The organism is Cohnella thailandensis (genome assembly GCF_014212135.1).
Classification (GTDB): domain Bacteria; phylum Bacillota; class Bacilli; order Paenibacillales; family Paenibacillaceae; genus Cohnella; species Cohnella thailandensis.
In genome coordinates, this window is record NZ_JACJVQ010000008.1 from 245901 (window position 1) to 267659 (window position 21759).

Sequence of the window (21759 nt, forward strand, 5' to 3'; positions counted from 1 at the left end):
TCCTCCTTTGCCGCAGGGTGTCGAGCTCCTTACGAGCGGGTCTATTTGTTGCCCAGCTTGTCGCTTCTTTTCAACATAATAATAAGGAAGGGGCCGCCGATGACCGCCATGATGATCGAGGCGGGAATCTCCGCCGGCGCGAGCGCCGTTCGCCCGATCGTATCCGCCGCCAGCACGAGAAGCGCCCCGCCGACCGCCGAGAACGGGATGAGCAGCTTGTAGTTGGAGCCGATCAGAGTTCTTCCGATATGCGGGACAAGCAGTCCGACGAACAGGATAAGCCCCCCGATCGCCGTAGCGACGGACGCCAGAAGCACCGCCACCGCGGAGATCGCTAGCCGGACCCTCTCGATGCCTAGGCCGAGGTTGCGGGCCGTTTCGTCCTGGAAAGCGAGCATGTTGCACCATCTCCCGAGGGGAAAAGAGAGCAGCAGCCCGATTCCTCCGAATAAGCCCAGGATATGGACGTCCTCCCAGATTTTCATCGTGAAGATGGACGAGACCGCCTGGTTCACCGTCGTCACCGCGTAGCTTCCCCGATAATTGAACGACTGGCCCAATCCCGTGAAGGTCGCGTTGATGGCGATGCCGACCAGGATCAGCCGGAGCGGATTCAATTGCGAGCGCCAGGACAACGAATAGACGAGGAAGCAGGCGAGCGCTCCTCCAAGTACGGAGAACAGCGGCGACCAGAAATACAGCATCGGGAAAATCGTTACGACCGTCAGCGACACCAACCCCGCTCCCGAAGAGATGCCGATGATGCCCGGCTCCGCCAGAGGGTTTCTCATGACGGCCTGCAACAGCACGCCGGAGACGGCCAGCGAAGCTCCGGTCAGCATCGACACGACGATGCGGGGGAAGCGCAGATCGCGGATGATCTCGACCTGCTCGCTTCCTCCGAAGAGAAGCCCCCGGATTAATTCGTTGAAGCCGACTTTAATGCTGCCGGTCATCATGGAGAACACGGCGGTAAAGACCAATAGGGCCGAAATGACGAGAAATACGCTAAATCGTCTAACCATGAGAGATCTTCCTTTGCGCCATTCGATGAGTCGTTCGCCGGGGTTCGGCATCACGGGTACAGCATCGGAAGCAGAGCTTCCATCGCTTCGTCCGCCGCGATGTTCGCCGTCGTCCCGAACAAGGCTTCCTCCAAGTCGTAGACACGCCCATTCTGAACGGCGCCGAAGTGCTTCCAGATATCGTTCTTCTTAAATTCCTCGTCGAACATCTTCACGACCTCTTCCGGCATGCCGTGGGCGGCGCGCAGGATAACGTCGGGGTTCGACTTCTGGAGATATTCCGTGTTCGAAGCCAGGAACTCGACCTTCTCGCCCTGGACGATATTCACGCCCCCAAGCAGACGAACCAGGTCCCCGATGTAGGAATGCTCCGTCGCGACCAGGTAGCTCCCCGGAACGCCAAGCAGGATAAGCACCGTCGGCGTCTTCTTGCCGGCTACGGCGGCTTGAATCTCGCTCAGCTTCGCGTCGTAGCCGCCGACGAGCTCGGCGGCTTGCTCTTGCTTGCCGAATTTCTCGCCCAGCTTCGTAATCTCTTCCTGCATCTGCGCCAGACTCGTCAGGTCCAGGAACGTCGCGTCGATCTTGGCCGCCTCGAAGACCGGCTCGAGCTCGTATTGGAGAGTGGTAACCGACAGCACGTCCGTCGGCTTCAGCGATTTGACGAGCTCCAGGTCCGGGCTCATCGGGTTGCCTACCCTCGTGACGCCTTCGTATCGTTCCGGCAGCGTCTTGGCGCTCGTCGGGATTCCGACCAGATCCACCTCGAGCTTATCCAGAATTTGCGTGATCGCCACCGTCGTGGAGACGATCCGATGCTCCTCGGCGGCGGAAGCCGGGGAAGCCTCCGGGGATGCGGTCGCCTCGGCCGAAGCTGATCCCGCCGCCGAGGCAGACGGCGTCGGCTTGGCGGCGGCGCTTCCCTGCCCCTCCGGCTGGTTGTTGCCGCAGCCCGTCAGAGCAAGAAGGAGCGCCAGGACAATGACGGGCAGCTTGAGTCTCGATAAGAACACCGCATTAACCTCCTATGCCGCCGGATGGGTTCTGCCTGATCTTTCTTCTCCAGAGATACCAGGCTGCGCCAGCGAGCACGATCAACCCGACGATCGATACGGTCCAGATAAGGGCGGCGTTCGATCCCCCGCCGTCTTCTTCCGCGACCGCGGACGCCGAAGCTTCTTCGACGGCTGCGCCTGCGGCCAGTTCGCCTGCCGTCTCGCTCGCCGACGCTTCGCCGTCGCTCTCTTCCGGCGTCTCGGCGTTCGCGGCTTCGGTCGCTTCCGGCGCGTCCTCCGAGGAAGCCGCGCCGCTTGGGGATGCGGGTGGCGATTCCGGTGCCGGCGTTGCTTCCGCCGAAGCCGACGCGCTAGCGGCAGCCGACGGCTGCGCGGCGGAATCGGCTTGCTTCGGCGTTTCGCCGGCCGCCGCAGGTTTAATCGTCTCGGCAGGCTTTGCAGGCTCGGTCGGCTTCGCCGAAGGAACAGCCGACGATTCCGCAGGCTTCGCCGTTGCCGCAGGAGCCGGCGACGGGGATGGCTGCGCCGACGGCGACGGACTCGGGGAGGACGATGGGCTCGGGGATGGCGATGGGGACGGCGCTGCTTCTGCCGCCTTCACCGGCTTGAAGCTGTTCATATCGAACACGAGCCGGATCGTGTAGTCATGATCGTAATCGATGTCCGGAACGGTTACGTGGATCTTGGACACGATCGGCTTCGTCACGTCCGCCGCGAACTCGACAAGCCGGACATCGTCCTTCTCCTCGATGACTTTGGTATCGACATAACCGTCTCCGCTGCCCGGCACTTTGAATTGAGTTACCCATGCGCTGTGGTTGACCGACAGCCGTACCGTAGCCTTGCCGCCATCTATGACAACCGTCGCCGGTTTCTCCCAATAGTCGTTAGCCATGGAGACGGAATCGTCTTCGGCTTTGAGCACCAGATAATCGGCTGTGTAAGTGCCGTTATCGACCGCCGCCCCGACCTTGGCCGCGTTCGGCCACATCATCATGCATATCCATAACGCAGCCGCAGCGACGCCAAAAACCGCTCTATTTTTCAAAAGATTACCCTGCCTTTCACACAATCTCAGTGATAATGATAATTATTATCATTTATGCTACCAATCATTGGGCTTTATTGTCAACGCTTTTTCGCAAACAGGGCTCTCAAGAGCCGCCGTACCGGTCTCTCGAAAGCCCTCGGAGTTCTCGTTACGCGCTTGGGCTCTCTACTTGCTCAAGCGGCTGGCGCACGACCTTCACGTCATAGAAGACGATCTTGTTCGAGAGGATATATTCCGGCGTTTGGCGGTGCGCATGAGACTCCCGGAACGCTTCGCTCTTCGTCCAAGCTTGAAAGTCCTCCTTGGTCTCCCATCTCGTGCTGACCGTCACTTCGTCGTATTCCTTCGTGTTCTCCGTCAGCATGACCTCGAGGCCGAGGAAGCCTTTCATTCCTTCTACCTTGCCTGCTTTGTTGAAGCGTTCGATGAGCAGCATTCCGCTGCCTTTGGTGATCTGGGATACGTTCGTCACGATAACCATGGACGATTCCTCCTTAACGGGTTGTGGGATAGGAATAATGATCGGGTAGTCGCCCCGCAGATCCACCTTGGCGACCACGCCGAATACATTCAACATAAATCGGCGGTTAATGACCGCCCTCGGCGGACCGCTGACGGCGACGCGGCCGTTCTCCATCGCGATCAAGTGGTCGCAATAGGCCGCCGCCTGCTGCAGATCGTGCAGCACCATCACGATCGTCAGGTTCAGCTTCCGATTCAGGCTCTTCAGCATCTCCATGATCTCGAGCTGATGGGACAGATCCAGATAGGTCGTCGGCTCGTCGAGAAGCAGGACGCTCGATTCCTGGGCCAATGCCATCGCGATTCGGGCCTTCTGCTGCTCGCCGCCGGACATCGTATGGAACAAACGGTACTCGTTATGCCGGATGCCCGTCGTCGATAAGGCCCAATCGATCGCCTTCTCGTCTTCCGGCGTCGGCCGGTAGCGGAACATCGATTGCCGGGGCGCCCGGCCGTAGGCGACCAGTTCCCGAACCGTTACGTCGGGGACATGGCCTTTCTCCTGGCTGAGCAAGGAGACGAGCTGAGCGAATTCCTTCCGGGAATAAGCGCCGATCGGAACGTCGTCGTAACGGATCTGTCCTTTGTCCGGCTTGGTTAATCTGGCCAACACGCGGAGCAAGGTCGACTTGCCCGAGCCGTTGCGTCCGACGATGGCGGTTATTCGTCCCCTCGGAATCGTTTCGCTGATCTCCCGGAGCTCGAAGTGCTCGAACCGGCTCCCAAGATCTTCTATCCTTATCTCCGCCATTATCGAACCAGCCTCCTTCTCTTCAGCAGCACTAGGAAAAACGGGGCGCCGATGCAAGCCAGCAGTACCCCGGCCGGCAGTTCGATCGGATCGAACCAGCTCCTCGCGGCCGTATCCGCCGCCACCATCAAAGCCGCCCCTCCCGCAATGGAGTACGGGAGAAGATAGCGGTAATCGTCGCCGATCAGAAGCCTTATGGCATGCGGCACGATCAAGCCGACGAAGCCGACGAGACCCGCGACGCTGACGGCCGCTCCCGCCAGCAGCGACGCCAGCGCGACGATCAGGAAGCGTTGGCGCTCCACGTGCTGGCCGAGCGACTGAGCCGACTGGTCTCCCAGCGTCAGCAGATTGGACGCCTTGGCCGCGAACGGAACGAGCGACAGTCCGATAACGGCATAGGGGAGCAGGAATTGCAGATGGGGCCAGCTTCTGCCGGCAAGCCCGCCCGCCAGCCAAGGGATTACGCTCTGAATCCGGTCGCTGTTGAGCACCATGATCCCGTTCATGACTCCGCCGAGAAGAGCGTTGACCGCGATTCCGGCGAGCACGATTTTGGTCGGGGAGCTTCCGCCGTCCCATGCCAGCAAATAGATCATCATGGCGGACAGCAAGGCGCCCCCGAACGCAAAACCGGGAAGAAGATAGCCGAACTGCGGGAACAGCACCAGCGCGACGACGGCGGCGAGGCCGCCGCCCGCCGACACCCCGATGATTCCGGGATCGGCGAGCGGATTGCGCATGACGCCTTGAAGCAAGGCTCCCGACGCGGCCAGGCACGCCCCGACGAGCAGGCCGACCAGCACGCGCGGAAGGCGCAAATTCCATAGGATCGCTTCGTGCGCCGGGTCGCCTTCGTTAAAGACGATGCGCCATATTTCCGGCACGGAGATGGACACCGAGCCGCTTCCGATTCCGTAGAGCACCGAGGCGATCAGGATCGGCGCGAGCGCGATCCCGATCCAGCGCCTTCTGTCGTTTCTTGCTTGCACGTTCATGAATCCAGAAGCCCCCCAAGCAGGTTCACGGCCTCCATCACCCGGGTGCCCGGGTTCGTGCCGAACAATTCGGACGGAAGAACGCGAATCCTCCCCTCCTTGACCGCCGAGATCGTGTTCCAAGCCGGATTGCTCTCCATCTCGCGGATGAAGCCCTTCTCGACTTCCTCCGCATTGGCATGCGTCATAATCAGGATGAGGTCGGGATTCGTCTCCACGACCCGCTCCGTGTTCAATTGCGCGTACTGCGGGTAGTTCTGCAGCCTGGGGAATTCCGAAGCGACGTTGTGCCCTCCCGCCGTCTCCAGAAGGTTGCCCGCCAACGAATTCGGCAGCGCGGCCAGATACGTTCCGGGCGCTCCATATACGATCAGCACCCGCTTTTCGCTCGTGCGGGCCTGGAACGCGGACAGCTCCCGATCGATACCCGAGACAAGCTCGGCGGCTTTGTCTTCCTTGCCGAGAAGCTTGCCGAACAGCCGAATCTGGCTCTTGATATCGTCGATCGAGTTGGCTTGCGTCAAGACGAGCTTCGCTCCGATCGTCGACAGCGGCGCCTCGTCGTTCACGTTGATCGGATAATTGCCTAGCACGACGTCCGGGCGAAGAACCGCGATTTTCTCCAGGTCGACCGTATGGACCGACCCGACGACCGGCACCTCGCGCACCTCCTCGGAATCGAGAAGGCCGTCGTTATCCTCCGGCCTTCCGACCACTTCGCCTCCGAGCGCATAAACGATGTCGACCTCTCCGTTGCCCAAGGCGACGATCCGCTCCGGAGGTCCTTCCAGCGCGACCTTGCGTTCCGCGGAATCCACGATGACAAGCTTGCCTTCCCCCGCGCTTCCTCCCGTCGCCGCCGCGCCGCAGCCGGCTGCCAGAACGGACAGCGCGACCGCGAGCGTTAGCGTCGCCAGACGTCTCAAGACTTCGGCTCCTGCTTAGCGAGGTAGTCGAGCAGACGGATGATCATCGTCAGCGCTTCCGCTCTCGTCGCCGGGGCTTCCGGATCGAACTTGTTGTTGTCCTTGCCCGTGATCAAGCCGGCTTCTACCGCCGCCGCGATTTCTTGGCCTGCCCAGGCCGGGATCTTGCCGGCATCGGAGAACGTCAGCCGCGCGCCGTCGCTAAGCGCAAGCTTGGCGGCGCGAGTCACGATCACGGCGAGCTGCGCTCTCGAGATCTCGGCTCCGGAACGGAAGGAGCCGTCAGCGAAGCCGCCGATCAGTCCCGCTTGCTCGGCCAGCAGAGCATGCTCCTTGGCCCAAGCCGGGATTTGGCCGGCATCCGTGAAGCCCGTCGCCGCGCCGGTGTTCGTCAGCTTCAGCGCCCGGCTGATCATCGCGATGAATTCGCCGCGGCTGACGACCGCGTTAGGACGGAAGCTGCCGTCGTCAAATCCCTTGACGATGCCCAACTCAACGGCACGGCTGATTTGATTCGCGGCCCAATGGTTCTTCGTGTCGCTGAACCCGACGTTGCCGGAACCGGAGCCGGAGCCGCTGCCTATCGATCCGGATCCGGAGCCGTTGCCGCTCGCGCCTCCTTCTTCGGCTTCTTCGCCCTCTTCCTTATCTCCGCCGCTCGGATTCGGAAGGTTAGGAGCGCCGACGTTGCCGTCGTTGTCGGAGCCCGGAACGGCTGGATTATCGCCGGCCGGAGTCATCGTGCTCTCGTCGAACGAGAATTGAATCGGGTACGTGTGGTGGTAATCGACGGCATCCCAATCGATTCGGACGGTCGCGTTAAGCTTGCCGGACAGATCGGAGACCGGATAGGAGACGACTCTCGTGTTCTTGGCCGTATTCTGGCTGACCACGCTGCCGGAGCTGCCGTTGATGGTGATGGTATTCACTTCTTTGCTTCGCAGCACGGTGAAGGAGACCGTCTTGCTGGAGCCTTGAATCCGCAGCAAGGCCGGCTTCACCACGTAACCGTCGGCGATGGAGGCTTCGTTCTTGCCGTTCGCCAGAATCGTATAGTCGATGAAGTAGTAACCGTCCATCGTACCGGAGCCGCCTCCCGTGCTGCCCTTGTTAACGGCCGCCTTGAAGGCTTCGACCGCCGCTTGAAGCGCGGTCAAGGCCGCGTCCGTCCGCGCTTGCGTACCCGCTCCGTTCGCGGCAACGGCGCTGGCGGCCGCGATCGCCGCGGCGAACGTATCCTTAGCCGCTTGCGGATACTGACCGGCTGCCGTTCCGGCTTGTGCGCCGCGATTCAGGCTCGTCGCGCTGCTTACCAGCCCGGACAGAGCCACATTGTCCACTCCGTTAAAATTAAGGCGGATGTCGTACTCGGATTGGTATGCCCCGTTCCCGGTCGGCACGGACACCTTCAGCTTCGCGTTCACCGGTTGCGCCGGATCCTTAACGAGGAACCGGACCGTGCGGGTATCCCCTTCCTTGTCCTCGCTTACGTTGTACACGCTCCCGAGCACGCTGTCGTACTCCACCTTAAAATCCGGAATGAGCGAGCTTTGGTAGACCGTCAGAGTAACCGAATGTTGTCCGCCGCCGATGTCGACCGCGGACGCCGGCTTCTTCAGATAGCCGTCCGCGCCGGAAAATTCGGCTTTGGTCGCATGGAGCATCGAATAATAAAGCTCGCTCGCGGACTCTCCCGGAATCACGGCAAACTTCAGCGTCTCCATCGCGCCTTTGAGCGCGGTTACGGCATCGTCTACCTTTTGCTGCGTGCCGGTCTCCTCCCCGGACAGAGTCTGAGCGGCCGCGATCGCGATCGCAAGCGCATCCTTCGCCGCCTGAGGGTATTGGCCGGCTTCGGTTCCCGCTTGCACGGAGCCGAGCAGCGCGTTCGCGCCGGCGATCGTATCCGTCAGCGCGGTTTTGTCTACCCCGCCGCCCGGAGCCTCAGGCTCGATTCCGCTTGTGCTGATGGATAATTGAATGTTGTACCAATGGTCGTAACCGATATCCGGGATACGGATGTGAGTCAGAAGGTCTTGATCGACCTTGATATCGTTAATCGCGTAGCGCACGGCCACCTTCGAGCTGTCCGATCCCGGCAGCTCGGCAGCTTCCTCGTATCCGTCCATCGATACTCCCGGATCGGCTTTCTCGACGCCGTCCGGACGATAGCCCAGATACTCGAACCAGCCGTAGTTCGATGCCGAAATCTCGTGCTCGAACCAGATGCTGCGGTCCTCCTCCACGATAAGCTTGCCTTTGGAACCATCGATCTTCATGTACGTGGCAGCGATGGACTCCTCCTGGGTGCCGTCCTTTAAGAAAGTAAAATCGACCTCGTACTCCCCGACCGGAATATTGTCGTTCGTCAGTTCCGTTGCCGCGGAGGCGACACCCGCATGACCGACTTGCAATAGAGAGAATAAAAGCCCTAGCGTAACGAAAAACGCAATCGATTTCTTAAACCGTCTGTTCAAAAACCGCACGCTCCTCTGGATAAAATAAGGTAGTCCTAATAGCCCGAATCCTTAGCCTTGTTACTCTAACGGAGCCGTAATCCCCCTCTCTCAACGGACGTCCCTAATGCAAAAATGATAATCATTATCATTTGAAGGGCAAAAAAAAGAAGCTAACGCATGAACCACCCGGCGGGCGACTATATTCAGCGATAGCTTACTCAGCGATTGTGAACGGAGTATGAATTTTAAATTACGTTTTTGACGGCAGAAAAGAACGACGTCCTGGCGTTCCGGATCGGAAGCGGCCCCGACGGCGAAAAGACGGCGCCGGGGATCCCCCCTGCGCCGCCTTCCTACATGCCACTATTAACGAAGAGTCTTCAGAGCGCCGCTCCAAGCGAGAACTTGGTCCAGCATGCCGTTCAGGTTGGTCAGGTGCAGATCGGCCGGCTTAAACGTGCCGTTCTCGAAGTCCGTGAACAGCGAGAGCGCCGGATGAACGCGAACGTCCGCGACGGACAGCTCGCCCAGGATGCCGCGCAGATGCTCGGCCGCGCGAGCGCCGCCGACGGATCCGTAGCTGACGATGCCGGCCGCTTTGTTGTTCCAAGCTTCGCGCGCGAAGTCGAGCGCGTTCTTCAGAGCGCCGGTGATGCTGTGGTTGTATTCTTGCACGATAAAGACGAATCCGTCCAAGCTGGCGAGCTTCGTGTTCCAAGCCGTCGCTTGCTCCGTAGCGTCTTCCTCGCCCAGAAACGGAAGCTTGTAATCCTTGATATCGACGATCTCATAGTTAGCGTCTCCGCGAGCGTCCGCAATGCGCTTAACCCATTCACCTACTTGCGGGCTGACGCGTCCGTCGCGCGTGCTTCCCAGAATAATCCCGATGTTCAATTTGGACATTGGTATTCCTCCCTTGATTCGTTTTCCATTAAAGTAAGTTGTTCCTCAAATCGATTTGCCATTCTTGTTGTCGGATTAATCATAGATAAATTAATTAATAATGTCAAGGTACTTACTTAAAGTTAAAACAGTAATGTTAACGGCGTATTAAGTTTCGGGATATCGCAAAATCCCGTTGTCGTAAACGCGTGTTTATGATAACATAGGCTGGTCTTTCAACGAGGTCTTCCTTTCGCCTCCAAACAAGCTTCGCAAACAGACAAAAGACATATCGCTCGGGAGAGCAGAGGGTGGAACGATGAACAACGAACGCGAGCTTCGCGTGGTGGGCCTGACATGGCCTATCCTGCTAGAGAACTTATTGTTTTTCCTAATGAGCACGGCCGACACTTTGATGCTCAGCGGCGTCTCCGACGAGGCCGTCTCGGCCGTCGGGGTAGCTACCCAGTTTATTTTTATCGCAATCCTCATCATAGGGGTCATCAATAACGGGGCCGACGTCGTTATCTCCCAGTACCTCGGCTCCGGCAAACGGTTCGAAGCTTCCAAAATCTCCGCGCTGACGATCACGATGAACCTGCTGACGGGTTTGTTCATGAGCTTGATTTTCCTGCTGCTTACGGAGCCGCTCATGCGGATGATGAATCTGGAAGCCGAGACGCTCGAGATGGCGACGACCTATCTTCATATCGTCGGGGGCTGGATTTTTTTCCAAGCGGTCATTAACGCCTTGTCCGGGATCATCCGAACGTACGGGTATCCTAAGGAAGCGATGTACGTCTCCATGGGCATGAACGTTCTGCACATCGCGCTGAACTACGTGCTCATCTTCGGACCCGGCGGCCTGCCCGCTCTCGGGGCCGAAGGCGCCGCTTGGTCGACGGTCATCAGCCGCGGGGCCGCGGTCGTCGTCTTCTTCTGGATGGCGTATCGGATCCTGGATTACAAAATTAGATGGAAAGACTATCTGACGTTCAGCAAGGAATTCCTGGGCAAAATCCTGAGGATCGGCGTCCCGACCGCGCTGGAGTCCGTGCTTTACCACGCGTGCCAGTCCGTCTTCCTCTACTATGTCACGATGCTGGGAGAAGCGGCTCTCGCTTCCCGCCAATACGCGATGAACATCTCGACGTACGTCTTCCTGTTCAGCACGGCATGCGGAACGGCCACCGCGATCATCGTCGGGCGATTCGTCGGGGGCTCCCGGCCGGATGACGCATACAAGCGGGTCTGGACCAGCGCCCGTTGGATCTTCGCGATCACCGTCGCCATCGACCTTGTCATCATATCGCTGAGGTATCCGCTCATCGAGCTGTTCACGGATAACGCCGAGATCGTCAAGCTGGCGACCCAGATGATCCTGCTGAGCATCGTGCTGGAGACCGGACGCTCCCTTAACCTTCTGTTCGTCCCCGTTCTCCGGGCCGCGGGAGATGCGAAGTACACGGTTTATTGGGGCATCGTCTCGATGGTGTTCATGAGCTTGCCCCTCGGCTACTTCCTGACGTTCACCCTGGACATGGGCCTGGCCGGCGTATGGCTGGCGATCGGGGCGGACGAATGGGCGCGGGGCATCATCATGGCGATCCGTTGGCGCAGCAACAAGTGGAGGAACAAGGCTCTCGTGACGGTCGACTCCCCCGCGAAAGCCGCGTTGGAAGCTTAAGATCGGTTTGGTTTGCGGAAAAAGAACGGGTCACCGGGAAGGCGCTGGCCTGTTTCGGTCGGAGGGCCGATTTCGCGGGAATGGTTCCTGCGAGATCGGCCCTTCTTGTTTTGCGGCGCGGCCCTATGGATGTTATTGTGCATATTTCACAATTGTTAAACCTTACACGGCACGTTATAATAGTGAGAATTCACAATGCATTGGGAGGATACCTATGAGCACCAAGATTCAGGTAGGCATCGTCGGTTACGGCAACCTAGGCAAAGGCGTCGTATCCGCCATTAAACAGAATCCGGATATGGAGCTGGTCGGCATCTTCACGCGCCGCGATCCTTCGGCGTTCTCGTCCGAGAACGGCCTTAGCTTCTATAAAATTTCCGACGCGGAGAGCTTCCGGGACAAGATCGACGTCATGATCCTTTGCGGCGGATCGGCGACCGACCTACCGGAGCAAGGGCCGGAATTCGCCAAGCTGTTCAATACCGTCGACAGCTTCGATACGCACGCCAAGATTCCGGAATACTTCAATCACGTGAACGACTCCGCCGTCACCGCGGGCAAAGTCGCCGTCATCTCCACCGGCTGGGATCCGGGCCTCTTCTCGATCAACCGCCTGATGGCGGAATCGATCCTCAGCGAAGGCACGGACTACACGTTCTGGGGCAAGGGCGTCAGCCAAGGCCACTCCGACGCGATCCGCCGCGTTGCGGGCGTCAAGAACGGCGTTCAATATACCGTTCCTTCCGAAGAAGTCATCAACCGCATCCGCGGCGGCGAGACTCCGGACCTGACCACGCGGGACAAGCATATCCGCGAGTGCTTCGTGGTCGCCGAAGAGGGCGCCGACCAAGAGAAGATCCGCCAGGAGATCGTCTCCATGCCGAACTACTTCTCCGACTACGACACGACCGTGAACTTCATCAGCGAAGATGAGCTGCGCCGGGACCACTCCGAGATGCCGCACGGCGGATTCGTGATCCGCAGCGGCGTGACGGGCAAGAATACCCGCCAGATCATCGAGTACTCCCTGAAGCTCGAGAGCAATCCGGAATTCACCGCCAGCGTTCTGACCGCTTATGCTCGCGCGGCCTACCGTCTCTCTAACGAAGGAGTCAAGGGAGCGAAGACCGTGTTCGACATCGCGCCGGGCTACCTGTCGCCGAAGTCGCCGGAGCAGCTTCGCAAGGAGCTTCTGTAAGCCCTATCGCCTGCAAAAAAAAGTCAAGCCTTATGCACATAAGGCTTGGCTTTTTTATCGTTTTAGCGAGTTTTCACAGTATATTTATTCAGGCACGGCCGCTTTTGTGAATATTATATAAAAGTTTTATTAACGGTCGAAAAAATATTTCTATAGGCATTTGGATTCACGCGAAGCCATTATGCTGTTAGAATGTGCAAATAAAAGGTGAATCAGTGCAAATCCATAGCCATAGAAGGAGATTAAAGCCCATGACGACGCAAGTTTCCGCCGATCTCTATATCGAACAGCTCTTTAGTAAGGTTCAACAAAAAAACCCGAACGAGAGCGAATTTCACCAAGCCGTCTACGAAATCCTGATCTCCCTGAAGCCCGTTCTCGAGCAGCATCCCGAATTCATCGAGCGCGGCATCGTCGAGACGATCGTCGAGCCGGAGCGCCTCGTGACCTTCCGGGTGCCTTGGGTGGACGACCAAGGACGCGTGCAAGTGAACCGCGGCTTCCGGGTGCAGTTCAACAGCGCGATCGGGCCTTACAAGGGCGGCCTTCGCTTCCATCCTTCCGTAAACGCGAGCATCATCAAGTTCCTCGGCTTCGAACAGATCTTCAAGAACTCGCTGACCGGCTTGCCTATCGGCGGAGGCAAGGGCGGCTCGGACTTCGACCCGAAGGGCAAGTCGGACCTGGAGATCATGCGCTTCTGTCAGAGCTTCATGACGGAGCTGTACCGCTATCTCGGCCAAGACACGGACGTTCCTGCCGGGGATATCGGCGTCGGAGCGAGAGAAATCGGCTACATGTACGGTCAATACAAGCGGATACGCGGAATGAACGAAGCCGGGGTTCTGACGGGCAAAGGACTGGAGTACGGCGGAAGCCTGGTGCGTAAGGAAGCGACGGGATACGGCTGCGTATACTTCGTGGACGAGATGCTGAAGACGGTAGGCAAGAGCTTCGAGGGCAAGACGGTCGTCGTCTCCGGCTCCGGCAACGTCTCGATCTACGCGATCGAGAAAGCGACCCAGCTCGGCGCGAAAGTCGTGGCGTGCAGCGATTCCGGCGGCTATGTGTACGATCCGAACGGCATTAAGCTCGATACCGTCAAGCAGCTCAAGGAAGTCGAACGCAAGCGGATCGAAGAATACGTTCGCGTCCATCCCGAAGCGGAGTACCATGCCAATTGCACGGACATCTGGACGATTCCGTGCGACATCGCCCTTCCTTGCGCCACGCAGAACGAGATCGACGAGGAATCCGCGAAGACGCTCGTCCGCAACGGCGTCATTGCCGTCGGCGAGGGCGCGAACATGCCTTCCACGCTGGAAGCGATCGACGTCTTCCTGCAGGGCGGCGTTCTGTTCGGGCCGGCCAAAGCGGCCAACGCAGGCGGCGTAGCCGTCTCCGCGCTCGAGATGTCGCAGAACAGCATGCGCTACTCCTGGACCTTCGAGGAGGTCGACGAGAAGCTGAAGGGCATCATGAAGGCGATCCACAAGAACAGCGCCGACGCGGCCGACGCCTACGGCTTGCCGGGCAACCTGGTCGCGGGCTCCAACATCGCGGGCTTCCTGAAGGTCGCGAAGATCATGATGGCTCACGGCGTCGTGTAACGTTCCGTTCGGCGGTTATTGTTCCTCTACCCACGTTAAGGTGGAGAACGATAGGGCCTCGCCGGGCGCGATCCCCTTCGCTCCCGTGAGCTCCGGCTCGTAAGGCAGGTTGAAGGCGTCGGTCGCGCAGGTGTAAGGCTCCAGAGAGAAGGAGTCGGACCAGTCCGGCCGGAAAAGCACCAGGAACGGGAGCTCCGGCCCCAGACGGTAGCGGATCGAATAGTCGCCAAGCTGGATTCGGCAGTCCGAGGTTCCTCCGCCGAGCGACAGCAACGAGCAGCCTAAGACGGGATAATTCAAGATCGAGATTCCTTCGTTCAGGCTGCGGCTAAGCTCGGTCGGCTCCGGCCTTCCTTGGACGAGCGCCAGATTCGACACCGGCCATTCGGCGGCGGCGGGGACTTGCAAGGTGACCTCCTCATCTTGCCCGAAGGGGATGGAGAAGTAAGGATGCAAGCCGAAAGCGAACGGAGCGGCGTCCTCGCCTTCATTGAGGATCGTGCCGCTCAGCTCCATTCGGCCCTCCTTCAGCCTGCAGGTAATCTCAAAGCTTAACGGATGCGGAAAATAAGACAAAATATCCGGGTGATCGGCATACCGGAAACGGCTGGTGACGAATACTCCTTCTTCGTCGGATGCGCCTGTTGCGATCGCCTCCCACTCCCGGGAGCAAAGCTCCCCGTGCAGATGGTGATCGGGCGGCTCGTTCAGCGGCAGATGATAGGTTCGGCCCTTATAATGAAATATTCCTTTCTTCACCCGGTTAGGGGGAGAAAGAATCGGCGTCCCGTAACGGAATGGGGCGTCTTTTTCTTGTTGGAGCGCGCCGATCCGGCTCGGTGGCGACAGCGCCTCTCGGCCGCCGCTTCGGAACCGGATGACGTTGTTCCCGACGGCGGGTACGAGCTCGACGATGGAATCGGTCCCGGCGTCGCTCAGCGCGAGAACGTCGATTCCGTCCTCCGCCCTTCGTTCGATTCGATAGCGTTGGCTCATTCGGGTTCAGCCTCCTTTACTCGGTAATGTTCATACGGCTTCCATTGAGAACGATCGGACACCGGCGCTTGGCTCGGCCAAGGGTTCGCGGTCGTCCAATGGCGAGAGCTGCGGAGGAGCTCCGCCCAGATTCGCTCGATCGTATCGTAGCCGATGCGCGGCGGCGTTACGACGGTCGCCTCGAACTCTTCCTTCATAGCCCAAGCTTGCTTGCAGACCGATTCCATGCACGCCTCCATGATCGCCTTGCCCAGCTCGGGCGAGGCTTCTTCGGCGTCCGCTCCAAGGGCGAGCCTGCCTCCCGCATTCGGCTCCTTCTCCAGCGCCTTAGCGCTCATGTCGATCAGATCCGGGCGCAAGTACATCAGTTGAGAGATTTCGTACTTGCCCGCGTGGTCGCCTTCGTACAAGCCCTCGACCAGCTCCGGGTCGCTCCGTACCCACACTTGGACGTCGCGCACCTCCCTTATAAACAGCTCCGCCGCCGTCCGCAGGTCGACTTGATTGCCTCCGCTATGACCGGAGACGACGACGATTCCCCGGAAGCCCGCGTTCGCGAACGCTCGCAGCTGATAGAGAAACAGATAGAGCATCGCCGTAGGAGGAATGCCCGTCATATGCGGATTTTCCTCGCCGACCTCATCTTCCAGCCATCTCGCGTGATAGCCTGTCTCGTGAATGTGATAGCCCATCGAAGGCGCGACGATGCCGCCGACCGTAAGGGCCGCCTGCTCGCACAGCCATTCCGCCTTGAACGTGTCGAGGCCCAGCGCGCTCACCTGCCCGTGCGGCTCGCAGATGCCCAGCGGCAAGAAGACGATTGGGCAGTCGGCCAATCGTCTCTTGAATTCATGGGGGAGCAGCTCCGCCCACCTCGTCTTAAACCCAGTACTTGGTCTCATAGAAGTTCCTCACCCACCGGTAATGGCGGCGGATCTCTTCGAACACGTCGTCCGGCAGAGGCTCGCCGCTCGCCGCCGCGATGTTCTCGTCCGCGTACTTCGGAACGTGCATCGAGCTGATCGCCGCCGTAACGCCCGGATGATGGAGCACGAACTTGATCGCCAGCTCCGCCAAGGTGGATGCGTACTTCGGCACGAACGCTTCGCGCAGCCGGTTCACCCGTTCGATGTAGATCGAACGCGGCAGGTAATCGAAGTAGGACTTGCGGAAATCGTCCGGCCCGAAGACGGTATCCTCCTGCAGGAAGCCGGTCAGGCCGCCTTCGTCCAGGATGCAGCGGGCGATGACCGCCACGTTGTTTTCCTGACAGATCGGGATAAGACAATCGAGCGCCAACGGGTCGAAAATATGGAACACCGTCTGAACGGAATCGATGCGACCGCTCTGCACGAGGGGCAGCACGATGTCGTGGCGCTGATCCGGGACGGACACGCCGATTCCGCGGATTTTGCCCTCATCCTTGAGCCTCAGCAGCTCCTCCATCCAGTAATCGACGCGATCCCACTGGGGCCAATACTGATGAAGCTGCATCAGGTCGATCGTCTCGACGCCGAGCTGGCGGAGCGACAGCTCCGTGCTCTCCCGAAGCCATCCTCGCGGGAAGGCTGTCTCCACCGGGATCGGCTGCCCCCAGCCGAGGTTGCCGGGGCCTTTCGATTGGATTTTGGAGGCGATGAACGGCCGCTCGCCCTTCCATTCCTTCAGCGCGAGCCCGACGATTCTCTCGGACTCGCCATAGTTGCGGGCCGTGTCGATGAAGGTGATCCCCTTCTCCAGGCTGTGGAGGACGGAATCGACGAGCGCTCTCTCGTCGTGCTCCCCGAAGGAGCCTCCCAGTCCCATCGCGCCGAAGCCGAGCCGGGATACCGGGGTGTTCAGCTTGCCGAACGGATTTGTCGGTATGCTCATTTGCTTGTTATCTCTCCTCTCTTAGACGGGCTGAGCTCGCAGAAGATCCTTGAGCTTGCGCGACGGATCCGCGAGCTCTTCGGCCGGAATGACGGGCTGCCGCTCCGTCAGCCGTTCGGCGAGCTTCATCTCCCTCGCGATCGCGCCGTCCGAAGGGCCGATGCCGCTCGCGCAGACAAGACGGCCATCGCCGGCGAGGTGGAAGTAGATTCGGCCCGTCTCGCCCAAGTCTCGCAGCACGATCCGATCCGACGGGTCCGACAGGCCCGCGACCTGAAGCGTCAGCTCGTATTGATCGGACCAGAACCACGGCAGGGACCGATACGGCTCGGATGCGCCCAGCAGGCCCGTCGCGACGTGCGTCCCCTGATCCTGAGCGTTGCGCCACGATTCCAAACGAATGCGGCGGCCGCCGAACAGCGGATGCGGAAACGAGCAGCAATCGCCGATCGCGTAGATATCCGGATCGGACGTCTGCAGCCGCTCGTTCACCCGGATGCCGTTCTCGATCGCAAGCCCGCTCGCTTCGGCCAGCGCCGTCTCGGGGATCGCTCCGATGCCGGCGACGATAACGTCTGCGCGCACCGTCGTACCGTCGGCCAGCTCGATGGCATAGCCGCCGTCCGCTCGGTTCGCGCTCGCGATGCCGACACCGACATGGAAGCGGACGCCGGCTTCGCGGTGGCGAGCCTCTACGGCGGCGGCGATCGGCTCGGGCACGCCGCGCATCAGGATGCGCGGGCCGACCTCGATCAGCGTCGCCTCGCAGCCTCGCCGAATGGCGCCGGCCGCGACCTCGAGGCCGATGAAGCCGCCTCCGATGACGGCGAGGCGGCTGCCCGGCCGCAGGCAGTCGCGGATGGCGATCGCGTCGGCATGCTTGCGCAGGTAGAGCATCTCGCCCGACGCATCGCCGGGAACGGCGAGCATGCGAGGGTTCGAGCCGGTCGCGAGAAGCAGCTTGCCATAGGCGAGCTCTTTGCCGCTGGCGAGGACGACGCGCTTATGCTCGCGGTTGATCCGCACCGCGGCGTCTCCCGCGGCGAAGTCGATCGCGAGCTCCTTCATCCGCTCGGCGTTCAGAATGGTCGCGGGAAGCGGAAGCTCCTCCTCGCTCAGCTGCTGCTTGGATAAGGGCGGCCGCTCATAAGGATGAAGCGGCTCGTCGCCGACGAGCGTCAGCTCGCCCTCCCAACCCTGCTCCCTTAGCTCGATAGCCGCTCTCGTCCCCGCCTCTCCCGCTCCTACGATGACGATCTTTTTTTCCAACATGCGCTTCGCTCCTTCCCGGTCAGATCCGGATGTAAACCGTATCGCCCTCGATCTTGACGGGATACTTCTTCAGGTCGACGCAGACGGGAGCCCGCTTGGCCGCCCCGGTGACGATATCGAACCGGCCGTTGTGCTTCGGGCATTCGATGACGCTGCCCATGACGAGACCGTTCGACAGATGGAACCTCTCATGCGTGCAATAGCCGTCCGAGGCGTGCCAGTCTCCCTTATCCGTCCGGTAAATCGCGAAGGTGCGGTCCCCGTGGTCGAATCGAATCACGTCCTCTTCCTCGATGTCGTCAACGCCGCACGCGGCCACCCATTGCAAATCGCTCATGCTGCTCTCTCCTTTACTAAGTGCGAATTAGGCTTGAACCTTGATGTCCAGGTTGTGCTCGATGCCGTACATGTACGGGCGCGCCGTCGGCGGAAGCGGCTTGACGACCACGTAGGCGGGGTCCTTCTTCTGCTTGATCAGCGCCGAAACGACTTCCTTAAGCGCAGCCCACAGGCTCGGCCGGGCCGCCGGGCAGTCCGGCTTCATCTCCTCGTGCAGCTTCGGAAGCGCGTGGTACGGAACCATCGGGAACATGTGGTGCTCGACGTGGTAGTTCATATTCCAGTAGAGGAAGCGGAGCACCGGATTCATGTAGATCGTGCGGGAGTTCAGCCGGTGGTCCAGCACGTCCTCGTACAGGCCGAGATGCTGCGTCACCCCGAAGGTGATGACGACCGCCGCACCATAGAAGGAAGGCAGGAACACGAACATCGCGGGCAGGATGCTGCCTGCGTAGACGCAAGCCCCGGCGATCGCCAGAATAATCAGCAGGTAAACGCGAGCCTCCCAGTAAACCTTCCGGAACTGAGACTCGGGAATATACTCCTTCTCTTCCTCGCCCATGCGGCCCACGGTGTGCAGGAAGAAGCGGCGAATCTCGTTCGGTCCTCCGTACAGGTGGAAAATTTCGAGCAGGAGGATTTTCCAGATCGGGGGCCGCTCCGTGATGATCTCGGGGTCGCGTCCGACGATGATCGTATCGGTATGATGCCGGGCATGGCTCCACCTCCACGGCGTCGCGGAACGGAGCACCATGAACGAAGCGATCTGGTACATGACCTCGTTCATCCAGGGCGTCTTAAAGGCCGTGCCGTGTCCGCACTCGTGCCAGCGCGAGTCGCCGGGAGTCGCGTACAGGACGCCATACGCCAGGAAAGCCGGGATCGCCCACCACGTGCCCCAGCTCAGGTAAGCGAGATAGCCCAGGATGACGAGGCCGCCGAACCAGATGATCGTGTCGCGGATGGCCGGTCCGTTCCGTCTCTTCATGAGCTCCTTCATTTTGGCCCTGGGGATCGGGGACGTGTACCATTCCGCCGACGCCAGGCCTCGCTCCTGCGCTCTCTTGCTCTCGGGGCCGATGATGCTGTAGTTTCGCTTGGCGCGTTGAGCTTGATGGGCTTGATTGGCTTGATTGGCTTGATGGGCTTGTTGCTCAGCCATCTCTTCCTTCCTCCTTGCTAATAGAATCGATTCCGTAAAATCGCGCCGCTGTGCCGCCCCAGATCGCCTGCTGCTCTTGCCCGCTCAGCATAGCTGTGGCTTGCTCGGTTGCCTCCGCGACTCTCGCGTAACTGCCTGCCAGATTCGCTACCGGCCAATCGCTTCCGAACATCAGCCTGTTTGGGGTGAACGCTTCTAGGGCGGCCTCGAGGCTCGGCTTCCAATCGTCCGCGCTCCAGTCGTTCCAGTCGCATGCCGTGTTCAGCCCGGACAGCTTCGCGTACACGTTCGGATAGGCGGCCGCTTGCTTTAGCTGCCTCTCCCATTCGCTCAGGATACCGTCTCGAATCGGAGGCTTAGCCAGATGGTCGAGAACGAGCTTCAGCTCCGGAACGCGCTCGGCTACCGTCGGAACATGCTTCAGATGGTTGGGAAAAACGGCCACGACGTCAAAAGGGACATTGTGCTGAGAGAGCAGCTTAAGGCCGTCGATCACGTTCGCTCGGACGAGCCAGTCGGGATCCTCCTCGCCGTGAATGAGGTGCCGCACCCCTTTGAACTTCGGGCAGCGGGTCAGGCGCTCGAGCTGCTTGGCGGCATCGATCGGCCGCTCCAGCGGCACCCAGCCGACGACGCCGGCGATCCAGTCGTGCTCTTCGGCTTGGCGGAGCAGGTACTCCGTTTCTTGCTCGTGATCGGCCGCTTGGACGAGGATGGCTTGGTCGATGCGCGCCTGGTCCAGAAGCGGCTTTAGCTCCGGCGGCTCGATAGTTCGGTACAGGTCGCCGTCGGACGGGGTCGGCCACTCGTATCGGACTTCGCCGACGTTCCAGATGTGGACGTGCGAATCGATGCGGATCATGGCTGCAGGTTCGGCTGCTCTGCTTCGGCTTGGGGGTCGCAGCGGAGCAGGATTTTCATGGCGTTGCCTCCGCCGGTCATAAGCCGGAAGCCTTCCTCCACTCGGTCGAGCGGAAGCACGTCCGTGATGAGCGCCTGGAGCGGAAGCGTTCCTTCGGCGGCGAGCTCGATCGCGCGGGAGAAGTCCTCGCGCTCATAAACGCGCGCACCGAGCAGGCGCAGCTCGCGCCAGAAGAAGCGGTGCAGGTCGACGGCGGGCGGCTTGCCGAAAATGCCGACGACGACGATCCGGCCGCGCGTTCTCGGAAGCTTCGTCATGAGCTCGGCGCCCGATTGCGAGGAGGTAACCTCGAAGACGACGTCCGCTCCGGCATTGCCCGTTCGCTCGTTCACGAGCTGCGCGACGTCCGTCTCGAGCGGGGTCACCGTCTCGAAGCCGAGTTTCTCGAGCAGCTCCAGGCGGTGCGGGTTGATCTCGGAGACGAGCACGCGGGCTCCTCTCGCTCTCGCGACGAGAGCGATGAGGGCGCCGATCGGGCCTCCGCCGATGACGACGGCATACTCGCCCGGCGCGACCTCGCCCATGCGCACGTCGTGGCAGGCGACGGCGAGCGGCTCGATCATGGCGGCCAGATCCAGCGGGAGCTGGCCCGGAAGCTTCAGCACCGTGAAGGCCGGCACGGTCCAGAACGTCTGGAACGCTCCCGGCGTCTCGATGCCGAGGAACTTCAGCTTGTGGCAGATGTGCCCGTGGCCCGCTCCGCAGGCGGGGCATTCCCCGCACGGGTGCAGCGGCATGACGGTTACTCTATCGCCCGGCTTCACATTTTCCACGCCCTCGCCGACGTTCTCGACGATGCCCGACATCTCGTGGCCCATGATCTGCGGCAGCTTGACTCGCTGGTCCATGTGCCCCAAGTAAATATGAAGATCCGTGCCGCAGATCCCTGCGAAAGCGACCCGGATGCGGACCTCTCCCGGCCCGGGCTTCACTTCTTGCGCCGCGCCTGCGGTCATCGTCTTGTTGCCTTCGTAATAAACGGCTTGCATGGGGAAGACAGCTCCTTTCTCTTCGTTGCTTCTATATAAATCTTCCAGAGCTATACAAGCTTCTATCCTTCTGAATCTTCTA

The 21759-nt window shown here is 60.3% G+C and carries 19 protein-coding genes; 3 read left to right on the forward strand and 16 right to left on the reverse strand.

The annotated features are described in order from the left end of the window. Nucleotides 1-41: 41 nt before the first annotated feature. The 8 genes from H7B67_RS12510 to H7B67_RS12545 form a co-directional block, all read right to left on the reverse strand. A complete protein-coding gene (locus H7B67_RS12510) occupies nt 42-1025 on the reverse strand; it encodes a FecCD family ABC transporter permease (RefSeq protein WP_185120160.1) in 984 nt (327 codons plus the stop codon). Nucleotides 1026-1075: 50 nt separating this feature from the next. After that, nucleotides 1076-2038, reverse strand: a complete 963-nt coding sequence (isdE, locus tag H7B67_RS12515) for a heme ABC transporter substrate-binding protein IsdE (RefSeq protein ID WP_342592586.1) — start codon at nt 2036-2038, stop codon at nt 1076-1078. Nucleotides 2039-2042: 4 nt separating this feature from the next. After that, nucleotides 2043-3089 carry an NEAT domain-containing protein gene (locus H7B67_RS12520; protein WP_245363839.1) on the reverse strand — a complete coding sequence of 349 codons (1047 nt, stop codon included), beginning with the start codon at nt 3087-3089 and terminating at the stop codon, nt 2043-2045. Nucleotides 3090-3240: 151 nt separating this feature from the next. Further along, nucleotides 3241-4365 carry a heme oxygenase gene (gene isdG / locus H7B67_RS31100; RefSeq protein WP_185120161.1) on the reverse strand — a complete coding sequence of 375 codons (1125 nt, stop codon included), beginning with the start codon at nt 4363-4365 and terminating at the stop codon, nt 3241-3243. Further along, the gene (locus H7B67_RS12530) at nt 4365-5363 is read right to left on the reverse strand and encodes a FecCD family ABC transporter permease (protein ID WP_185120162.1); all 999 of its coding nucleotides are present in this window, start codon (nt 5361-5363) and stop codon (nt 4365-4367) included. The genes isdG and H7B67_RS12530 overlap by 1 nt, the downstream gene beginning before the upstream one ends. Next, nucleotides 5360-6289 carry an ABC transporter substrate-binding protein gene (locus tag H7B67_RS12535; protein ID WP_185120163.1) on the reverse strand — a complete coding sequence of 310 codons (930 nt, stop codon included), beginning with the start codon at nt 6287-6289 and terminating at the stop codon, nt 5360-5362. The genes H7B67_RS12530 and H7B67_RS12535 overlap by 4 nt, the downstream gene beginning before the upstream one ends. Beyond that, on the reverse strand, nt 6286-8766 hold the full coding sequence (locus H7B67_RS12540) for an NEAT domain-containing protein (protein ID WP_185120164.1): 2481 nt from the start codon (nt 8764-8766) through the stop codon (nt 6286-6288). The genes H7B67_RS12535 and H7B67_RS12540 overlap by 4 nt, the downstream gene beginning before the upstream one ends. 348 nt (nt 8767-9114) lie before the next feature. Further along, nucleotides 9115-9651 carry an NADPH-dependent FMN reductase gene (locus tag H7B67_RS12545; protein WP_185120165.1) on the reverse strand — a complete coding sequence of 179 codons (537 nt, stop codon included), beginning with the start codon at nt 9649-9651 and terminating at the stop codon, nt 9115-9117. Between the two features lie 298 nt (nt 9652-9949). Between H7B67_RS12545 and H7B67_RS12550 the strand changes: the two genes are divergently transcribed. From H7B67_RS12550 to gdhA, 3 genes are all read left to right on the forward strand, one after another. Beyond that, on the forward strand, nt 9950-11317 hold the full coding sequence (locus tag H7B67_RS12550) for an MATE family efflux transporter (RefSeq protein WP_185120166.1): 1368 nt from the start codon (nt 9950-9952) through the stop codon (nt 11315-11317). A gap of 214 nt (nt 11318-11531) precedes the next feature. Continuing rightward, on the forward strand, nt 11532-12515 hold the full coding sequence (locus tag H7B67_RS12555; protein WP_185120167.1) for a diaminopimelate dehydrogenase: 984 nt from the start codon (nt 11532-11534) through the stop codon (nt 12513-12515). 251 nt (nt 12516-12766) lie between these two features. Beyond that, nucleotides 12767-14125 (forward strand): NADP-specific glutamate dehydrogenase, encoded by a 1359-nt coding sequence (gene gdhA, locus H7B67_RS12560; protein ID WP_185120168.1) that lies wholly within the window; start codon nt 12767-12769, stop codon nt 14123-14125. A 15-nt stretch (nt 14126-14140) separates the two neighbouring features. Here the strand turns inward: gdhA and H7B67_RS12565 are convergent, their stop codons facing one another. From H7B67_RS12565 to H7B67_RS12600, 8 genes are read right to left on the reverse strand one after another with little or no spacing between them, the layout of a single operon-like run. Continuing rightward, on the reverse strand, nt 14141-15121 hold the full coding sequence (locus H7B67_RS12565) for an aldose 1-epimerase (protein WP_185120169.1): 981 nt from the start codon (nt 15119-15121) through the stop codon (nt 14141-14143). Next, nucleotides 15118-16023, reverse strand: a complete 906-nt coding sequence (locus H7B67_RS12570; protein ID WP_185120170.1) for a creatininase family protein — start codon at nt 16021-16023, stop codon at nt 15118-15120. The genes H7B67_RS12565 and H7B67_RS12570 overlap by 4 nt, the downstream gene beginning before the upstream one ends. Then, on the reverse strand, nt 16001-16993 hold the full coding sequence (locus H7B67_RS12575; RefSeq protein WP_221468751.1) for an aldo/keto reductase: 993 nt from the start codon (nt 16991-16993) through the stop codon (nt 16001-16003). The genes H7B67_RS12570 and H7B67_RS12575 overlap by 23 nt, the downstream gene beginning before the upstream one ends. Before the next feature lie 21 nt (nt 16994-17014). Further along, nucleotides 17015-18265 (reverse strand): NAD(P)/FAD-dependent oxidoreductase, encoded by a 1251-nt coding sequence (locus H7B67_RS12580; protein WP_185120171.1) that lies wholly within the window; start codon nt 18263-18265, stop codon nt 17015-17017. 19 nt (nt 18266-18284) lie between these two features. Next, nucleotides 18285-18602, reverse strand: a complete 318-nt coding sequence (locus tag H7B67_RS12585; protein WP_185120172.1) for a MocE family 2Fe-2S type ferredoxin — start codon at nt 18600-18602, stop codon at nt 18285-18287. Between the two features lie 27 nt (nt 18603-18629). Then, the gene (locus H7B67_RS12590; RefSeq protein WP_185120173.1) at nt 18630-19766 is read right to left on the reverse strand and encodes a fatty acid desaturase family protein; all 1137 of its coding nucleotides are present in this window, start codon (nt 19764-19766) and stop codon (nt 18630-18632) included. After that, nucleotides 19759-20628 (reverse strand): amidohydrolase family protein, encoded by an 870-nt coding sequence (locus H7B67_RS12595; protein ID WP_221468752.1) that lies wholly within the window; start codon nt 20626-20628, stop codon nt 19759-19761. Before H7B67_RS12595 ends, H7B67_RS12590 begins: the two co-directional genes overlap by 8 nt. Then, nucleotides 20625-21677 carry a zinc-dependent alcohol dehydrogenase gene (locus H7B67_RS12600; RefSeq protein WP_185120174.1) on the reverse strand — a complete coding sequence of 351 codons (1053 nt, stop codon included), beginning with the start codon at nt 21675-21677 and terminating at the stop codon, nt 20625-20627. Before H7B67_RS12600 ends, H7B67_RS12595 begins: the two co-directional genes overlap by 4 nt. Nucleotides 21678-21759: the final 82 nt, after the last annotated feature.